Below are 18456 nucleotides of genomic sequence, written 5' to 3' on the forward strand. Positions count from 1 at the left end.
GCAGGGGCGCGTCAGGCGCCGGCCACCAGCCGGACCGGCTTGGTGGCGTCGAGTGCGGCGATTTGCTGCCGCTCCCAGACCATCAGCAGTTGCGCGCACACCGAGGCGGCGATGGCGGCTGGCAGTTTGCTGGTAATGCCGGGCAGGCCGATCGGGCACACCATATTGTCGATGCGGTCTTGCGGCAAGCCGCGCGCGGCCAGGCGGCGTTCGAACTGCACGCGCTTGGTATTGGAGCCGATCAGTCCAAACCAGCCGACGTCCTCGCGCGCGAGGATCGCTTCGCTGAGGCGCTGGTCGAGCGCGTGGCTGTGGGTCATGACGAGGTAGCTGGCGCCAGCCGGAGCTTGCGCGACCGCCGCTTCGGGCGTGTCAGTGGCTTCCACGATGACGTTGGGCGGCAGGCTGGCGGGGAACATGTCCTCGCGCTCGTCGACCCAGGTGACGGTGCATGGCAGCTCGCCCAACATGCGGACGATGGCGGTGCCGACGTGACCAGCGCCGAACAGCAGCAGATGCGCGCGCGGCGCCAGGCAAGGGTCGGCCAGCCAGCGATGGCCATCAGCGTCGCGCAGAATGTGCGTGCCACGCTGGCGGTCGAGGTGCGGCGCGTCGACAACGGTGCCGGCGACGATGGCGCCGCTGGCGTCGAGCAGCAGCGCTGCGGGCGGGCCGTCGATAGCGCTGAGACGCCAGCTATCTTCGCGGCGGCGAGCGCGCAAAGTCTCCAGCACCGCAGCCAGCGACGCGTCTACCAGCTCAAACGCCAGATGCACGACGCCACCGCAGCACTGCCCCAGCGTCGGCCCGAGCGCGTAGCGTTCCAGCCACGCGCTGGCGGCCGGGGTGGCGAGCATGTCGCGCGCCAGTTCGATCGCGCACATTTCGAGATGTCCGCCGCCGATGGTGTCGTGCTGACCGCGCGCCGACACCAGCATGCGGGCGCCTGGCTCGCGGGGGCCGGAGCCCTCCACGATCGCCACCGTCACCAGCACCGCCGGCTCCGACACCTGCGCTGTCAGCCACTCATTCATCACGCCGCCATTTCCACTGCGGACACTGCCCGCAGTATCTCTTCACTGGTCGCCGGCGCGTTCAGCGGTGGATTCACCTTGTGGCCGCCCACCGACGAAATCGCATCGCGAATCGCAAAGAACACCGAGAACGGCAACAGCAACGGCGGCTCGCCCACCGCCTTCGAGCGGTGAATGCTATCCTCCACATTGCCGTTATCGAACAGCTGGACGCGGAAGTCCTCCGGACAATCCGAAATGCCGGGGATCTTGTAGGTCGAAGGCGCATGCGTCATCAGCTTGCCCGCCGCGTTCCACCACAACTGCTCCGTCGTCAGCCAGCCCATGCCCTGAATGAACGCGCCCTCGACCTGGCCGATGTCGATGGCCGGATTCAGCGAACGTCCAGCGTCATACAAAGCATCGGCGCGCAGCAGTTTCCACTCGCCGGTCAGCGTATCGACCACCACTTCCGACACCGCAGCACCGTAAGCGAAATAGGAGAACGGATGCCCGTTCATAGTCTTCGCATCCCAATGCAAATGCGGCGTCGCATAGAAACCATCGGACCACAGCTGCACCCGCGCCAGATACGCCTTCTGCACCAGCTCCGCAAACGCCAGCTTGTGGCCATTCACATGCACGTGGTTATCCAGGAAGCGCACTGGTTGGCCATCCTCATCTCCATACAGCTTGACGGCGTAGGCCGCGAGACGCTCGCGGATCTGCCGTGCCGCATCCTGCGCCGCCTTGCCGTTCAGGTCCGCGCCGGTGGAGGCGGCGGTGGCCGAGGTGTTGGCGACCTTGCTGGTGTCGGTGGCAGTGACGCGCACGTGCGACAGGTCCACGCCCAGTTCATGCGCCACCACCTGCATCACCTTGGTGTTGATGCCCTGTCCCATCTCCGTGCCGCCGTGGTTCACCAGCACCGAGCCATCGACATACACATGCACCAGCGCCCCCGCCTGATTCAGGTGAGTGACGTTGAAGGCGATGCCGAATTTCAGCGGCGTCAGGGCGATGCCCTTCTTCAGCACTGGGCTGCTGGCATTGAAAGCCGCAATCGCCTCGCGGCGCGCGCGGTATTCGCTGGTTTGTTCCAGCTCCGCCGTCAGCTTGTCAATAACGTTGTCGACGATCTCCTGTCCGTAGGGCGTGACGTTGCGGTCGGTGGTGCCGTAGAAGTTGATGCGGCGGACATCGAGCGGATCGCGGCCCAGGTTGCGGGCGATTTCGTCGATCACGTATTCAATCGCGATGGCGCCCTGCGGACCGCCAAAGCCGCGGAATGCGGTATTCGACTGCGTGTTGGTCTTGCCGCAGCCGGCGCGAATGTCGACGTCTGACAAATAATAGGCATTGTCGAAGTGGCAGACCGCGCGCGTGGCCACGGGGCCGGACAGATCGGCCGAGAAACCGGCGCGCAGCGTCATATCGGCGCGGGCGGCGAGAATTTTTCCGTTGTCGTCGTAGCCAACTTCGTACTCGTAATAGAAACAGTGACGCTTACCGGTGACCAGCATGTCATCATCGCGGTCGGCACGCAGCTTGACCGGGCGGCGCAGCTTGGACGCGGCGATGCCGGCCGATGCGGCCCACAGCGCCGATTGCGATTCCTTGCCGCCGAAGCCACCGCCCATGCGGCGGCACTCGACCTGCACCTTATGCGAGTGCACGCCGATGGCATGTGCCACCACGTGCTGCATCTCGCTCGGGTGCTGGGTTGAACATTGCACCAGCAGGCCGTTGTCTTCTTTCGGAATGGCGTAGGCGATCTGGCCTTCCAGGTAGAACTGTTCCTGGCCGCCGACGAACAGCTGGCCTTTCACCACATGCGGCGCTTGCGCGAATGCGGCCTGGTAGTCACCACGTTTGAGCTGCATCGGCGGCAGCACGTAGGAGTTGGCGGCCTTGGCTTCTTGCGGCGTGAAGATCGCCGGCAATTCGTCGTAGGTGACCAGCGCGCGGCGCGCGGCGCGGCGGGCATTGTCATGGGTATCCGCCACCACGACGAAGATCGGTTGGCCGACATACATCACCTCTTCCACCGCCCAGATAGGATCGTCGTGGATGATCGGACCGCAGTCGTTGGTGCCGACGATGTCGGCGGCGGTGTAGACCGCCACCACGCCCGGCGCGCTGCGCACCGGCGACAGATCGAGCGCGGTAATGCGCGCATGTGCCTTGGACGACAAGCCCAGCGCGGCGTGCAGCGTGCCTTGCAGTTCGGGGATATCGTCGGTGTAAGTGGCCTGGCCAAGCACATGCAGCTCGGCCGATTCGTGCGGACGCGAGACGCCAACGGCTTTCCAGCCTTGACCAGCCGCCAGCGCGGCGGCGGGCGTTGCATGGGCCGTGCCGGCATCCGGCGCATCGGCGCGCGCGGCAGAGATGGCGGCGGGAGCGTGAGGTTGATTCATGATGGCTCCTTTCAGGCGCGGCAAGCAAAGGCGTTGACGGCATCGGCCGCAAGCGGCGCATCGGCGCGCGTCTCCAGCCAGAAGCGGCGCAGCAGATTCTGTGCGGTCTGCATGCGATAGCTACTGGATGCGCGCATGTCCGACAGCGGCGCAAAGTCCTGCTGCAGCAAGTCCATCGCCACCCGCAGATTGATTTCATTCCAGCCCAAGCCAGTCAGCGACGCCTCCGCGCGCGGCGCGCGGCGCGGCGTGGCCGCCATGCCGCCATAAGCGATGCGGGCATCGACCACCTTGTCGCCATCCAGCGTGAACGCAAACGCGGCGCAAACGGCGGAGATATCCTGGTCGAAGCGCTTGGCCAGCTTGTACGTGCGGAAGCGCACATCGGCACGCGGCAGCGGCACCCTCACGGCGGCGACAAATTCGTCGGCCGCGAGGTCTTTCTTCTGATAGTCGAGATAGAACGCCTCCAGCGGCAGCACGCGGCGGCCGGCCGGGCCTTGCAGCACTACCTCGCTGCCCAGCGCGATCAGCCACGGCATCGAATCGCCAATCGGAGAACCGTTGGCGACGTTGCCGCCCAGCGTGCCCGCATTCCGGATCGGCAGCGACGCAAAGCGCTGCCACAACTCGCCCAGCTCGGACGGATACAGCTCGCACAAGGCGGCATAGGCATCGTTGAGCGAAACGCCAGCGCCGATTTCCAGCATGCCGTCCTTGCGCTCCACGCTTTGCAGCGCGCGCACATGGCCGAGGTAGATGATGTCGCCTAGTTCGCGCATCTGCTTGGTGACCCACAGTCCGATGTCGGTAGAACCCGCCAGCAGCGTCGCTTTCGGATGCGCGGCGCGCAACGCCACCAGCTCCTCCAGCGTGCGCGGCGCGTGGAACGACTGGCCACGCGCGCTGTAGCTGGCGCCGGCCTCGCGCTGCAAGGCTTGCAGCTGCTGGGTCAACGCGGCGCGGTCGAAGTCCACCTTTGGTAGCTCGGTCATGCGCTGCGCGGCATCGATGATCGGACGGTAGCCGGTGCAGCGGCACAGATTACCGGACAGGCAGTCGGCCACCTCCTTGCGCTCGGCCGGCTGGCCATCCTTGTCCAGATACATGCCCCACAAGGACATGACAAAACCCGGCGTACAGAAGCCACATTGCGAACCATGACATTCCACCATCGCCTGCTGCACCGGATGCAGCGCGCCATCCGGCTGCTGCAGATCCTCGACCGTGAACAGTGCCTTGCCATCCAGCGTGGGCGCGAACTGAATGCAGGCGTTCACCGCCTTCATCTCCAACTGGCCGTGCACATTCAGGCTGCCCACCACCACAGTGCAGGCGCCGCAGTCGCCTTCGGCGCAACCTTCCTTGGTGCCGGTGCAATGCAAATCCTCGCGCAGGTGCTGCAGCACGGTGCGGGTAGGCGCGGCGCCATGGATTTCCTGTACTTGGCCACGGAAGTAAAAACGTATCGGTTCAGACATCACAATCTCATTCAGCAAATGGGTGCACTTTGCGCCAGTGTTCGGCGATATCGATGCGGCGCGTGATCCACACGTTATCGTGGCTCTGCACATAATCCAGGAAGCGCGCCAGCGAGGCCGCGCGCGCGGGCCGGCCGACAATGCGGCAGTGCAGGCCGATGTTCAGCATCTTCGGCTGGTTCAGGCCATTCGGATCACCCTCGGCGTACAGCACGTCGAAAGCGTCTTTCAGGTAATCGAAGAACTGGGTGCCGGAGTTGAAGCCCTGCGCGGCGGCGAAGCGCATATCGTTGGTCTCCAGCGTGTACGGCAGGATCAGCTGCGGCGCGCGCGTCGGTTGGCCATCCTTGTCGGTGAAATCGACCTGCTGCCAGAACGGCAGGTCGTCGCCGTAGTAGTCCGAATCGTAGGCAAAGCCGCCGTGTTCCATCACCAGTTTGCGGGTCTGCGGCGAATCGCGGCCGGTGTACCAGCCTTGCGGCGCGCTGCCGGTCAGTTCGCGGATGATGTCGACCGCTTCCTTCATGTGGGCGCGCTCGGTGGCCTCGTCTATGTATTGATAGGTGATCCAGCGCAGGCCGTGGCAGGCGATTTCATGACCCAGTTCGCGGAACGCGGCCACCGCCTCCGGATGGCGCTTGAGCGCCATCGACACGCCAAAGATGGTCAGCGGCAGCTTGCGCTCTTCGAACATGCGCAGCAGCCGCCACAAACCGGCGCGCGAGCCGTACTCGTAAAGCGACTCCATGCTCATGTGGCGGTTGGTGAAAGAAGCGGCGCCGATGATCTCGGACAGGAAGGTCTCTGAGCCGGGATCACCGTGCAGCACGCTGTTTTCGCCGCCTTCCTCGTAATTGAGGACGAATTGCACGGCCACGCGGGCCTTGTTCGGCCACTGGGCGTGGGGCGGGTTGCGGCCGTAGCCGATCAGGTCGCGCGGGTAGTTGTCGTAGGTGGTCATGGCGCCGGCAAGTCTATGGGGAATATAACTCTAATCATATATGCCCAGATTCATGGCAGTATATGATTTACATAATAGATACCTGTTACAAGCAAATATAGGACCAATCATGGGCAAACTCAGTACGCACGTTCTCGATATCTCGATCGGCAAGCCAGGCGCCGGCGTTAAAGTGGCTTTGTATGCGGTGGAAGCGCAGGGCCGGACGCTGCTGAAAACCGACGTCACCAACAGCGACGGCCGCTGCGCCGCCCCGCTACTGGAGGGCGATGCACTGAAACAGGGCAAATATGAGCTGGTGTTCAGCGCTGGCGACTATTTCGCGGCGCAGGGCGTGGCGCTGCCGGAGCCGCGCTTTATCGATGAGGTAACGCTGGCGTTTGGCGTCGCCCACGCCGACCAGAATTACCATGTTCCGCTTGTGGTCTCTCCGTGGGCCTACTCGACTTACCGCGGCAGCTGACGCCCGTCTGCTAAGATGCGGGCACTATGACTGACTCTCTGGCCGCATCTTTACTTCAACAGGCCGTCGAACTGCATCAGCAGGGACGGCTGCAACCGGCGCAAGCGCTGTACCGCCAGGTGCTGGAACTCGATCCACGCCGTTTCGACGCGCTGCATCTGCTGGGCGTGATCGCGCGCCAGCAGGGCGACCACGCCATCGCCATCGATCTGATTTCCCGCGCACTGGCGGTGGATGACGCGCAGGCCAACGCCCACTGCAACCTCGGCGTGGCGCTGATGGATGTCGGCCGCGCGCAGGAAGCGCTGGCCAGCCACGAACGCGCGCTGGCGCTCAATCCATCGTATGCGCTGGCGTGGAGCAATCGCGGCAACGTGCTGCGCCGCCTGGGCCGGCACGACGAGGCGCTGGACAGCTATCAGCAAGCGCTGAAACTCAAGCCCGATTACGCCGAGGCGCACTGCAACCGTGCCATCGTATTGCAGGATATGGCGCGCTATCTGGATGCGCTGGGCGCTGCCGAGGATGCGCTCAACATCAAGGACCGTTACGCCGATGCGTGGCTGGCGCGCGGCCACGCGCTGCACTGCCTGCGCTATTTGCCGGAAGCGGTGGAGAGCTTCGACCGCGCCATTCATCTGCGACCCGATTGGGCGGAAGCCTATGTGGCGCAAGGCACGTCGCTGCAGCGGCTGGGCGAGTTTGCGGCGGCGGTGGACAGTTTCGATCAGGCGCTGAAGCAGCGCGCCGATTACGCGCTGGCGCACTACCATCGCGGCAACGCCCTGCGTTCGCTGGGCCGGCGCGAGGAAGCGATTGCGGCTTACCGCGCCGCGCTGGCGCATGGCGACAATCCGGAGACCATCGCGTTCGCGCTGGCCTCGGTGGGCGCGGGCGAAACGCCGGCCGCGCTGCCGGAGGATTATGTGCGTTCGCTGTTCGACCAGTATGCCAATCACTTCGACCAGCATCTGACCGAGGTGCTGGGCTATCAAACGCCGGCTGTGCTGGACGCGCTGCTGCGCCATGTGGCGCCTTCGTCCGAGCTGGCGACGGTGGATCTGGGCTGCGGCACCGGTCTGTGCGCGCCGTATCTGCGGGCTTATTCGCGCCGGCTGGATGGTGTCGACCTGTCGCAGCAAATGCTGGACAAAGCCGCTGAGCATGGGCTGTACGATACGCTGGCCTGTGCCGACTTGACCGGCTATCTGCAGGGGCGCGCGGCGACGTGGGATCTGGCGGTGGCGGCCGACGTCTTCGTCTACATCGGCGATCTGGCGCCGGTGTTCCGCGCCGTGCACGCGGCGCTGCGGCCCGGCGGCCGGTTCTGCTTCTCGGTGGAGGCGGGCGAAGGCGACGACTATGTGCTGCGTCCATCCAATCGCTATGCGCACACGCTGGACTATCTGCGTCGGCTGGCAGGCGAGACTGGCTTCAACGTGCTGGCCACGCAGGCGCTGGAAGCGCGGCACGAGAATGGTGAGCCGATCGCCGCGCACGCACTGGTGTTATGCAAATAGACCACATCTTCATCCGCGTGCCGCGTGGCGGCGAAGCGGAAGCCACCGCCTTGCGCGCGTTCGGCCTGACCGAAGGCAGTGGCAACACACATCCAGGCCAGGGCACGGCCAACCGGCGCTTCTTCTTCGCCAATGCCTTCATTGAATTGCTGTGGATCGAGAATGAGGACGAAGTGGCCAGCCCGGTAACAGCGCCGACGCGGCTGCGCGAACGGCTGTCCGGCGACGCGAACGTATCGCCATTCGGCATCTGCTACCGCCCCTCGGCGGACCAAAGCGCGGCGACATTTGCGACCTTCGCCTACACCCCATCCTATCTGCCGCCAGGCATGAGCATCGACATCGCCAGCGACACGCCGCTGTCCGAACCGATGTGGTTCTTCTTCCAGCCCGCCACCGCGCCAGAAAGCTGGGACGGCACACGCCAACAACCGCTGCAGCACACCATCGGGCTGCAGCGCATCACCGACATCGCGTACACGACCGGCGACGGCCACCTGCTGGAAATCACCTTCGACAATGCCGCCCAAGGCTTGCAAAAAGACTTTCGCCCCACTCTGCCCTTAATTTTCAGGTATTCGGAATAAGGTCGACATCTATGCATCTGACCATCGCTCAGTTCATTAACGGCGCGGTTCTGCAACGCGACGAGGTGGGCGAGTCGCCTTGTGAGGTGCACAGCTTCTATCGTGGGGAGGAACTTTATTTTCTGAAGACGTCGCCGGCGATCTACCAGGCCACCACGTACAGTGTGTTGCGCGAGGCGGCGGTGTTGCGGTGGTTGGCCGGTAAGGTGAATGTGCCGGAGGTGGTGCTGACGGCGCAGGATGCACAAGGCGAGTATATGATTACCCGCGCCGTGCCCGGTGTGCCGCTGGCCGAGCGCATCGGGGATGCACCGGCGCTGTTCGCGCAAGCGCTGCGGCAGATGCAGTCGATCGACATTGCCGACTGTCCTTTCGATTCCAGCGCGGCGATGCGGCTACGCGAACTGGAATTCCTGCTCAACGAAGGACTGATCGACGAGGACTACGATTTGTCCGACTGGCCGGGCCTACATACGCCGCAGGATCTGCTGGCGCACCTGCACGCCACCATGCCAGACGAAGATCTGGTGTTCTCACACGGCGATCTGGGCGACAGCAATATCTTCGTCACCGATACGGACGAACTCTACTTCATCGACCTCGGCCGAGGCGGCAAAGCCGACCGCTGGCTGGACATTGCCTTCATCCACCGCAACCTGCGCGAAGAAGTCAACGACGCCACCGCAGCCCGCTTCCTCGCCGCCCTCGGCCAGCCAGACGCCGCCGCAAAACGCCGCTTCTTCGAACAACTGGACGAGCTGTTCTGAACGCTCCGACATCAACCTCCCTCCAAAGTCCTGCAACATCATCAAACTTGCACGTAACTCATCATTGCCTTAGAATTCAACACTGTTGCCTACACGTTGACGCCCTGACCGGCGCGCCATCTCCCCATGCAAGCTTCCTTACGGTGACCCTTGGATACCGTGCCTCTTTGGGTGCAATTTCTTGCACTCGCATTCCTGATCCTGTGTTCGGCCTTCTTCGCGATGGCGGAAACCGCGCTGATGGCGGCCAACCGCTACCGCCTGCGCCATGAAGCCAAACGCGGCAGCCGCCGCGCCATCACCACGCTGTGGCTGCTGGACCGCACCGACAAACTGCTGTCGCTGGTGCTGATCGCCAACACCCTGTTCAACGCCGCCGCCACCGCGCTGGTCACCTCGATCGCGATCCAGAGCTTCGGCCACGACGACAACGTCATCACCATTTCCACCGGCGCGGTGGCCTTCCTGCTGATCGTGTTCGCCGAGATTTCTCCGAAAGTGATCGGCGCCACCTTCCCGGAAAAAATCGCGCTGCCGACCAGCATGGTGCTGAAGCCGCTGATGGCGGCCGCCAAGCCGATGATCTGGTTCGTCAACCTGTTCGTGTCGATGCTGCTGAAGCTGTTCGGCATCAAGGCCGGCGCGCACGCGCGCGACTCGCGCCTGTCGCCGGAAGAGCTGCGCTCGATCGTGCTGGAAGGCGGCAACTTCATCCCGCAAAAACACAAGAGTATCCTGCTCAACCTGTTCGACCTGGAAACCATTTCAGTCGAAGACATCATGACCCCGCGCGCGCAAGTCGAAGCGCTGGACCTGGAAATGTCGGTGGAAGAAATCATGCGCGAGCTGACCACCTGCTACCACAACAAGCTGCCAGTCTACGAAGGCGAGATCAACCGCATCGTCGGCATCCTGCACGTGCGCAAAGCCGTCGCATTGCTCAATCAGGAAGACGACATCAGCCACGACGACCTGCGCGCGATGCTGACCACGCCCTACTTCATCCCGCAGGACACCCGCTTGTTCACCCAGCTGCAGTACTTCCAGGAGAACAAGGAACGGCTCGGCATCATCGTCGACGAATACGGCGAGGTGCAAGGTCTGGTCACGCTGGACGACATCATCGAAGAAATGATCGGTGAATTCACCACCTCCACCCCGAGCGCCGCCAAGGCCGATAGCTTTGGCTGGGACGCCAACGGCGAATGCCTGCTGGACGGCACCACGCCGCTGCGCGACGTCAACAAGCGCCTCGGTCTCAACTTCCCGCTCGACGGTCCCAAGACCTTGAACGGCATGCTGCTGGAAGAGTTGCAAGAAATTCCAGACGCGCCGATCAGCCTGAAAGTCGGCCAGTGCATCATCGAAGTGGTGCAGGTGCACGACCAGGCCATCAAAGTCGTTAAATTGCGACGCACCGGCGCCAAAACCACCCCGTAAAGCCACGCAAACGCGTGGGCGGGCGCAACAGAGCGGAGTACAATCGTTGCGCGGGCTTTACAAAAATGATGCCTAAGAGCATCATTGTGTAATCCGCCCTCACCCAACCTGACCAACGCTCTTATGGCAGCTGTCCTTCCGAACGCCGTGCCAGGCGCCCCCATACCGGGGCTGGCGCGAGCTTTGATGCAAGCCGGACGGCTGTCCGCGGCCCAGGCCGAGAGCTTGCAAAAAAAGTCAGTAGCGGAAAAACAAGCCTTCATTGATGTGCTGCTGTCCAGCGGCACCATCGAATCCAAAGCGCTGGCGGCGTTCTGCTCCGAAACCTTCGCCTACCCGCTGATGGACTTGAACGCGCTCAGCATGGAAGCGCTGCCCGCCAAAGTCATCGACAACCGCTTGATGCAGACCCAGCGCGTAGTGGCGCTGTCCAAACGCGGCAACAAGATGTCGGTGGCGATTTCCGACCCGACCAATATCCAGGCGCTGGACCAGATCAAGTTCCAGACCGAGTCCACGGTGGAACCGGTGATCGTCGCCCACGACGCCCTGCTGCAACTGCTGGCGCGCATCAACAAGAGCAGCGAACAGACCATTGCCGACCTGGCCGGTGATGAAAACGAAATCCAGTTCGCCGAGGAAGAGGACGCGCCGGCCACCCAGGCCGCCGCCGACGCCGCCAACGAGGTCGAGGACGCACCGGTAGTACGCTTCCTCAACAAGATGCTGATGGACGCGGTCAACCTGGGCGCCTCCGACTTGCACTTCGAACCGTTTGAAAAGTTTTACCGCATCCGCTTCCGCGTCGACGGCGTGCTGATCGAACATGCCCAGCCGCCGATCTCGATCAAGGAAAAGCTGGTGTCGCGCATCAAGGTGCTGGCCAAGCTGGACATCTCGGAAAAGCGCGTGCCGCAAGACGGCCGCATGCGCCTGATCGTCTCGCCCACCAAGACCATCGACCTGCGGATCTCGACGCTGCCAACGCTGTTCGGTGAAAAGACCGTGATGCGGATTCTGGACGCGACGCAGGCCCAGATGGGCATCGACTCGCTGGGCTACGACCCGGACCAGAAGGAACTGCTGCTGGACGCCATCCAGCGTCCCTACGGCATGGTGCTGGTGACCGGCCCCACCGGTTCCGGTAAAACGGTGTCGCTGTACACCTGCCTCAACATCCTGAACAAGCCCGGCATCAACATCTCCACCGCCGAAGATCCGGCCGAGATCAACCTGCCCGGCGTGAACCAGGTCAACGTCAACGACAAGGCCGGGCTGACCTTCCCGGTGGCGCTGAAATCGTTCCTGCGGCAAGACCCGGACATCATCATGGTCGGTGAGATCCGCGACCTGGAAACCGCCGACATCGCCATCAAGGCGGCGCAGACCGGGCACATGGTGTTCTCCACGCTGCACACCAACGACGCGCCGTCGACGCTGACGCGGCTGATGAATATGGGCGTGCTGCCGTTCAACATCGCCTCGTCGGTGATCCTGATCACCGCGCAGCGGCTGGCGCGCCGGCTGTGCAACTGCAAACAGCCGGTCGACATCGCGCCCGAACTGCTGGTCAAGGCCGGCTTCAAGCCCGAGGATGTCGACGGCACTTGGAAACCCTACGGCCCGGTCGGCTGTGAGCGCTGCAATGGCGGCGGTTACAAAGGCCGGGTCGGCATCTACCAGATCATGCCGATCACGCCCGCGATCGAAGCCCTGATTCTGGCCAACGGCAACGCGATGCAAATCGCCGCCCAGTCCGAGGCGGAAGGCGTGAAGTCGCTGCGTCAGTCCGGCCTGGTCAAGGTCCGCGCCGGCCTGACCAGCCTGGAAGAAGTGCTCGGCTGCACCAACGAATAACAGGAAAAACAGATCATGGCGACATCGGGCAACCAGATCAAGGAATCAGTCTTCGCCTGGGAAGGCAAGGACAAGACCGGCAAAACCGTGCGCGGCGAATTGCGCGCCGGCGGCGAGGCGGTGGTCAACGTCACCCTGCGCCGCCAGGGCATCATGGTCACCAAGGTCAAGAAGAAAGCCTACCGCGCCGGCAAGAAAGTCAGCGACAAAGACATCACCCTGTTCACCCGCCAGTTGGCCACCATGATGAAGGCCGGCGTGCCGCTGCTGCAGGCGTTCGACATCGTCGGCAAGGGCCACGCCAATCCGTCGGTGTCCAAACTGGTGATGGACCTGCGCGCCGACATCGAGACCGGCACCAGCCTGAATCAGGCGTTCCGCAAATTCCCGCTCTACTTCGACCCGCTGTTCTGCAACCTGGTCGGCGCCGGCGAGCAGGCCGGTATCCTGGAAGACCTGCTGACCCGGCTCGCGATCTACAAGGAAAAAACCCTGGCCATCAAGGCCAAGATCAAATCGGCGCTGACCTATCCGGTGTCGATTCTGGCGGTGGCCTTCCTGGTTACCGCCGTCATCATGATCTGGGTGGTGCCGGCCTTCAAGGAAGTGTTCACCAGCTTTGGCGCCAACCTGCCGGCGCCGACGCTGTTCGTGATGGCGCTGTCGGAATTCTTCGTCAAGTGGTGGTACGCCATCTTCGGTAGCATCATCGCGGCGATCTACTTTTTCTTCCGCGCCTGGCAGCGTTCGGTGCCGATGCAGCGCTTCATGGACCGCACCTTGCTCAAGCTGCCGGTGTTTGGCGCGGTGATCCGCAAAGCCACCATCGCGCGCTGGACCCGCACCCTGTCCACCATGTTTGCCGCCGGCGTGCCGCTGGTGGAATCGCTGGACTCGGTGGGCGGCGCCGCCGGCAACGCCGTGTACCTGGACGCCACGCGCAAGATCCAGACCGAAGTCAGCACCGGCACCAGCCTGACCGTGGCAATGCAGAACGCCGACGTATTCCCCAATATGGTGACGCAGATGGTCGCCATCGGCGAGGAATCCGGCGCGCTGGACGCCATGCTGGCCAAGGTGGCCGACTTCTACGAAGAGGAAGTGGACGAGGCCGTCGCTTCGCTGTCATCGCTGATGGAGCCGGCCATCATGGTCATCCTGGGCGTGCTGATCGGCGGCCTGGTGGTGGCCATGTATCTGCCGATCTTCAAACTGGGTTCGGTGGTGTAAGCCTAGTGGGTGCAGCCCAGCCACGCCGCAAAGCGGTGCTGCCAGTCCAGCGGATACGGCGTCTGGTAGCAGACCGCGCCGGGCACCTTGAGGATGGCCTCGGTGCCCAGTCCCGGCAAGCTCATCACATCGATGGTCGCGCTCAGCCGCGCCGCGCGCGCGCGCAACTGGTCCAGTGCCGGCGGCGGCGCGCCATCGTCGCCACTGTCGCGCGCGTGCAGTTCCAGAAATGCGCAACCGTACACCAGCTCCAGCGCCACTTCGCCATCCCGCGCCTGCTGGAACAGGTGCTGCAGCAGCTCGCGCATGATGGCGTAAATCGCCTCGCTGCAATCGCCATGCACCGGCACCGGCCGACCATGCACCTGCAGCCGGAACACGCGGCCATAGCTGTCCTGCAGCGCCTGCCCGAGCGCGGCCAGGCTCTGGCTCAGATTGTCGCCATACACCAGCGGCATGCGCAGCGCCAGAATCTGATGGCGGCCCTCGGCCAGCACCTCGTCGGCCTGATCGAGGATGTGTTCAATCGTGACGCGCTCCGGATGGTCGGCCGCCAAACGGTGGCTGACGCTCTGAAAGCGCAGTATCATGCCCTGCATGCTTTGCAGTAGCGTATCGTGCAGGCTGGTGGCCACACGCTCACGCTCTGCCAGCAAACGCAGCCGTGCCTCGTAGGCGCGACGCGTGCGGCGTAAGCTGAGCAACCATGCGGCGCCCAGCACCAGGACCATGAGTAATAGCCCGGGCAGCAAAAGATATGGTGACGGCAAGGAATGCTCCGAGCGGAAAAACAGAGATCACACCTTGCCAGCGTTTGCCTGCTTTTCCAATCTCCCCGACGAGAGAGTGCATTCCGAAAAACCGTCCGCAAGCGTGTTGTAATGCTTTAATATGGCCCCGTGACAATTAACGTACTTTGACGCCCATGCTGCAATCCACCCTGTTGTTCGCCCCCGCCGGCGACCTCGCCATCAGCCTCATCGCCGCCGTGTTCGGCCTGCTGTTCGGCAGCTTCCTCAACGTGGTCATCCACCGGCTGCCGATCATGATGCAGCGCGAATGGGACAACGACTTTGCCGAAGCCTCCGACAAACCGCCGGTGCACACCACCCGCTACAACCTGGTGGTGCCGCGCTCGGCCTGCCCGCACTGCCAGCATCAGATCACCGCGATGGAAAACATCCCGGTCATCAGCTGGCTCGCGCTGCGCGGCAAATGCAGCAACTGCAAGGCGCCGATCTCGCCGCGCTATCCGCTGGTGGAGCTGCTGACCGCCGGCCTGTCGGCACTGGTGGTGTGGCAGCTGGGCAGCGGCTGGGCCGGCCTGGCCGGGCTGTTCCTGCTGTACATGCTGATCGCGCTGACCTTCATCGACTTCGATACCCAATTGCTGCCGGACGACCTGACCTATCCGCTGATCTGGGCCGGCCTGCTGGTCAACCTGAACGGCACCTACACCTCGCTGCACAGCGCGGTGATCGGCGCCGCCGCCGGCTATCTGGTGCTGTGGTCGATCTATTGGCTGTACAAGCTGACCCGCAAGCGCGAAGGCATGGGTTATGGCGACTTCATGCTGCTGGCCGCGCTGGGCGCGTGGATGGGCTGGACCATGCTGCCGGCCATTATCCTGATGTCGAGCGTGGTGGGCGCCGTGGTCGGCATCGTGCTGATGATTATTAACCGCCGTGGCTTCGACCTGCAGATTCCGTTCGGCCCTTATCTGGCGGCGGCCGGCCTGATCTGCTTCCTGTACCGCGAGCAGCTGCAAACCATCAGCGGCGTGCTGTATCCCTTCCTGAATCCGTGATGACGCAGCTGCCTTTCTCGGTCGGCCTGACCGGCGGCATCGGCAGCGGCAAGAGCACCGTGGCGGACATGTTTGCCGCGCGCGGCGCCAGCATCGTCGACACCGACCTGATCGCCCACAGCATGACCGCGCCCAATGGCCCGGCCATGCCGGCCATCATCGCCGAATTCGGCGCCGAGTTTGCCGACGCCAGCGGCGCCATGGACCGCGCCCGCATGCGCGCGCTGGTGTTCAGCGACGCCGGCGCCAAGGCGCGGCTGGAAGCCATTCTGCATCCGCGCATCCGCGACGCCGCGCTGGCCGCCGGCGCCGCCGCCACCGGCAGCTATGTGATCTACGCGGTGCCGCTGCTGATCGAATCGGGAACGTGGCGTGCACGGGTCACGCGCCTGTTGGCGGTAGACTGTCCGGAGCAAGTGCAAATCGCGCGCGTGATGGCGCGTAACAATCTGCCGGAAACGCAGGTGCGCGCCATCATGGCGGCCCAGGTGAGCCGGGCCGAACGGCTGGCGGCGGCGGATGATGTCATTGTCAATAATGCAGGATTGGAGGCACTGGAACCGCAAATCGAGCGTTTGCATCAGTTATATCTGGCATTTTCACGCGGAACAGCAATAATGCCTACGCAACGTTTGTAATTTTGCTTCGCTTGCTTCAAAATCACGAGAATTCTTTGCTGCAGGTCCATCTATAGAGGGATGTTATTTTGATCGTCTACGAATATCCTTTCAACGAGCGCATCCGCACGTTGCTGCGCCTGGAGGATTTGTACGAGAAATTCAAGTTCTTTGTGCATCAAGAACATCCGATGCAGCACCATGTTGCGCTGGCCACCATCTTCGACATGCTGGAAGTAGCCGGCCGCGCCGATCTGAAATCCGACCTGCTGCAAGAGCTGGAACGCCAGCGCCAGACACTGCTCAGCTACCGCATGAATCCCAACGTCGCGCCGGACATGCTGGACGCCATCCTGGCCGAAGTGGACGGCGTCAGCGGCGCGCTGGTCGCGGCCCAGGGCAAGACCGGCCAGAACGTGCGCGACAACGAATGGCTAATGAGCATCCGCGGCCGCACCATCATCCCCGGCGGCGCCTGCGAATTCGACCTGCCGTCCTACTACGCCTGGCAGCAGCGGCCGGCCGAGGCGCGCTTCAACGACATCATCACCTGGTTCACGCCGCTAGCGCCGTTGTTCGACGCGCTGGCTTTGGTATTGCGCCTGCTGCGCGACTCCGGCGGCCCGGTCAAGATGATCGCCACCGCCGGCAGCTATCAGCAAATGTTGCAGGGCAAGGTGTACCAGATGCTGCGCCTGACGCTGGATGAATCGCAGGGCGCGATTCCAGAAATCTCCGCCAACAAGTACATGCTGTGGGTGCGCTTCACCTCGCAAGGCGGCGACCTGAAACCCAAGCCTTTGGAAGATGATGTACCATTCGAGCTCACGCTCTGTAACTTCTGAAGAAATAAATGGCTACTGTTGTTGAATGCCCGACTTGCTCCGCGAAAGTGGAGTGGAAGCCGGAAAACAAATTCCGCCCGTTCTGCTCGGAACGCTGCAAAAAAATCGACCTCGGCGCCTGGGCCGAGGAAAAATACGTCATCCCCGCCGCGCCGCCCAAAGACCCTAACGACGAGGAGTGATCGTCAGCCGTAACGCACCTGCTCCAGCCACTCCAGCAATGGAATCGTGGCTGGCAACAGCGGCTCCACACCCACCGTCCCCTGCCAGGCGAACGCCTGCCCTTCCAGGCTTTGCGGCTCCCCCGACCAGTCGCGGCTGATGAAGAAATGCAGCCGCACATGCGCATGCGGATACACATACTCAACGCCACACCACTCCTCGGCGCTGTGAATGCGCAGCCCCAGCTCCTCCACGAACTCGCGCTTCAAAGCTTCCAGGATAGTCTCGCCCGGATCGACCTTCCCGCCCGGGAATTCCCAGTAACCTTCATACGGCTTGCCAGCCGGACGCTGGCCCAGCAGCAGGTCGCCATTCGGCTTGATCAGCACGCCGACAGCGACATCAACAGGTTTGCTCATGCCAGCTTCCCTGCGTAATCCTTGGCGAACTGCCACGCCACCCGGCCCGAACGCGAACCGCGCTGCAAGGCCCAGCGCAAGGCATCGCCACGCGCCGCCTCGATCTGCGCCTCGCTGCAACCGAGCGACGACAGCCAGTGACCGACGATGGTCAGATAATCATCCTGCTTGAACGGATAGAAGGTCAGCCACAGGCCAAAGCGCTCCGACAGCGAGATTTTCTCTTCCACCGTCTCGCCCGGATGCAGATCGCCGTTCTCGTCGTGCTTGTACGTCATATTGTCGGACATGCGCTCCGGCAGCAGGTGGCGACGGTTCGAGGTGGCGTAAATCAGCACATTGTCCGACTGCGCGGCGATGCTGCCATCCAGCGCCACTTTCAACGCCTTGTAGCCACTCTCGCCCTCTTCAAACGACAGGTCATCGCAGAAGATGATGAAGCGCTCGGGACGTCCCGCCACCAGATCGACGATATCCGGCAACTCGGCCAGATCGGCCTTGTCCACCTCGATCAGGCGCAAACCATCCTTGGCGAACTGGTTCAGACAAGCCTTGATCAGCGACGACTTGCCGGTGCCCCGCGCGCCGGTCAGCAGCACGTTGTTGGCCGGCTTGCCGGACACAAACTGACGCGTGTTCTGTTCGATCTGCTCCTTTTGCGGGCCGATATGCTGCAAGTCATCCAGCGCGATGTCGGACACATGCGCCACCGCCTGCAAATAGCTCGGGCCATTGGCGCGCTGGCGCCAGCGGTAGGCATAACCGCGCGCCCAGTCGGTCTGCGGCGCTGCCGGCGGCAGGATGGCTTCCACGCGCGCCAGCAGCGCCTCGGCGCGCACGAGGAATTGTTCGAGGGCGGCCGACATC

Annotated in this window: 18 protein-coding genes; 11 read left to right on the plus strand and 7 right to left on the minus strand. The window is 63.3% G+C overall.

All coding sequences use genetic code 11. The features are described 5' to 3' along the window. Nucleotides 1-11: 11 nt before the first annotated feature. Genes xdhC through puuE form a run of 4 tightly spaced genes read right to left on the minus strand, consistent with a single transcriptional unit; the run spans nucleotide 12 to nucleotide 5875 of the window. On the minus strand, nucleotides 12-1034 hold the full coding sequence (xdhC, locus tag GJ699_RS16420) for a xanthine dehydrogenase accessory protein XdhC (RefSeq protein WP_154378128.1): 1023 nt from the start codon (nucleotides 1032-1034) through the stop codon (nucleotides 12-14). Next, nucleotides 1034-3433, minus strand: coding sequence for a xanthine dehydrogenase molybdopterin binding subunit (xdhB, locus tag GJ699_RS16425; protein ID WP_229262128.1), 2400 nt, complete (start codon nucleotides 3431-3433; stop codon nucleotides 1034-1036). Before xdhB ends, xdhC begins: the two co-directional genes overlap by 1 nt. A gap of 11 nt (nucleotides 3434-3444) precedes the next feature. Next, complete coding sequence (gene xdhA / locus GJ699_RS16430) at nucleotides 3445-4914, minus strand: xanthine dehydrogenase small subunit (RefSeq protein ID WP_154378130.1); 1470 nt, start codon at nucleotides 4912-4914, stop codon at nucleotides 3445-3447. 7 nt (nucleotides 4915-4921) lie between these two features. Next, nucleotides 4922-5875 carry an allantoinase PuuE gene (gene puuE / locus GJ699_RS16435; protein ID WP_154378132.1) on the minus strand — a complete coding sequence of 318 codons (954 nt, stop codon included), beginning with the start codon at nucleotides 5873-5875 and terminating at the stop codon, nucleotides 4922-4924. A 109-nt stretch (nucleotides 5876-5984) separates the two neighbouring features. On the opposite strand from puuE, the gene uraH reads away from it, so the two are divergent. From uraH to GJ699_RS16470, 7 genes are all read left to right on the plus strand, one after another. Then, nucleotides 5985-6338, plus strand: coding sequence for a hydroxyisourate hydrolase (gene uraH, locus GJ699_RS16440; protein ID WP_154378134.1), 354 nt, complete (start codon nucleotides 5985-5987; stop codon nucleotides 6336-6338). Nucleotides 6339-6364: 26 nt separating this feature from the next. Further along, the gene (locus GJ699_RS16445) at nucleotides 6365-7858 is read left to right on the plus strand and encodes a tetratricopeptide repeat protein (protein WP_154378136.1); all 1494 of its coding nucleotides are present in this window, start codon (nucleotides 6365-6367) and stop codon (nucleotides 7856-7858) included. Beyond that, nucleotides 7849-8445: a VOC family protein gene (locus GJ699_RS16450; protein WP_154378138.1), complete on the plus strand. Its 597-nt coding sequence runs from the start codon at nucleotides 7849-7851 to the stop codon at nucleotides 8443-8445. The genes GJ699_RS16445 and GJ699_RS16450 overlap by 10 nt, the downstream gene beginning before the upstream one ends. 11 nt (nucleotides 8446-8456) lie before the next feature. Further along, a complete protein-coding gene (locus tag GJ699_RS16455) occupies nucleotides 8457-9212 on the plus strand; it encodes an APH(3') family aminoglycoside O-phosphotransferase (RefSeq protein ID WP_154378140.1) in 756 nt (251 codons plus the stop codon). A gap of 150 nt (nucleotides 9213-9362) precedes the next feature. Then, nucleotides 9363-10652: an HlyC/CorC family transporter gene (locus tag GJ699_RS16460; protein ID WP_154378142.1), complete on the plus strand. Its 1290-nt coding sequence runs from the start codon at nucleotides 9363-9365 to the stop codon at nucleotides 10650-10652. Nucleotides 10653-10775: 123 nt separating this feature from the next. Then, nucleotides 10776-12509: a type IV-A pilus assembly ATPase PilB gene (pilB, locus tag GJ699_RS16465; protein WP_154378144.1), complete on the plus strand. Its 1734-nt coding sequence runs from the start codon at nucleotides 10776-10778 to the stop codon at nucleotides 12507-12509. A gap of 15 nt (nucleotides 12510-12524) precedes the next feature. Continuing rightward, a complete protein-coding gene (locus GJ699_RS16470) occupies nucleotides 12525-13739 on the plus strand; it encodes a type II secretion system F family protein (protein ID WP_154378146.1) in 1215 nt (404 codons plus the stop codon). 2 nt (nucleotides 13740-13741) lie between these two features. On the opposite strand, the gene GJ699_RS16475 is transcribed toward GJ699_RS16470, so the two are convergent. Beyond that, on the minus strand, nucleotides 13742-14470 hold the full coding sequence (locus GJ699_RS16475; RefSeq protein ID WP_154378148.1) for a sensor histidine kinase: 729 nt from the start codon (nucleotides 14468-14470) through the stop codon (nucleotides 13742-13744). 194 nt (nucleotides 14471-14664) lie between these two features. Between GJ699_RS16475 and GJ699_RS16480 the strand changes: the two genes are divergently transcribed. The 4 genes from GJ699_RS16480 to GJ699_RS16495 all read left to right on the plus strand — a co-directional run bounded on the left by GJ699_RS16480 (nucleotide 14665) and on the right by GJ699_RS16495 (nucleotide 17190). Further along, on the plus strand, nucleotides 14665-15546 hold the full coding sequence (locus GJ699_RS16480) for a prepilin peptidase (protein WP_154378150.1): 882 nt from the start codon (nucleotides 14665-14667) through the stop codon (nucleotides 15544-15546). Continuing rightward, nucleotides 15546-16184: a dephospho-CoA kinase gene (coaE, locus tag GJ699_RS16485; protein WP_154378151.1), complete on the plus strand. Its 639-nt coding sequence runs from the start codon at nucleotides 15546-15548 to the stop codon at nucleotides 16182-16184. Before GJ699_RS16480 ends, coaE begins: the two co-directional genes overlap by 1 nt. Nucleotides 16185-16252: 68 nt before the next feature. Then, on the plus strand, nucleotides 16253-17008 hold the full coding sequence (gene zapD / locus GJ699_RS16490; protein ID WP_154378153.1) for a cell division protein ZapD: 756 nt from the start codon (nucleotides 16253-16255) through the stop codon (nucleotides 17006-17008). A gap of 8 nt (nucleotides 17009-17016) precedes the next feature. Continuing rightward, complete coding sequence (locus GJ699_RS16495) at nucleotides 17017-17190, plus strand: DNA gyrase inhibitor YacG (protein WP_154378155.1); 174 nt, start codon at nucleotides 17017-17019, stop codon at nucleotides 17188-17190. A gap of 3 nt (nucleotides 17191-17193) precedes the next feature. Here the strand turns inward: GJ699_RS16495 and GJ699_RS16500 are convergent, their stop codons facing one another. Then, nucleotides 17194-17589, minus strand: a complete 396-nt coding sequence (locus GJ699_RS16500; protein ID WP_154378157.1) for an NUDIX domain-containing protein — start codon at nucleotides 17587-17589, stop codon at nucleotides 17194-17196. Then, nucleotides 17586-18455, minus strand: a complete 870-nt coding sequence (locus GJ699_RS16505) for an ATP-binding protein (RefSeq protein WP_154378159.1) — start codon at nucleotides 18453-18455, stop codon at nucleotides 17586-17588. The genes GJ699_RS16500 and GJ699_RS16505 overlap by 4 nt, the downstream gene beginning before the upstream one ends. Nucleotide 18456 lies beyond the last annotated feature (1 nt).

The sequence above is a fragment of the Duganella guangzhouensis genome (assembly GCF_009674535.1).
In the GTDB taxonomy this organism is placed as follows: domain Bacteria; phylum Pseudomonadota; class Gammaproteobacteria; order Burkholderiales; family Burkholderiaceae_D; genus Rugamonas; species Rugamonas guangzhouensis.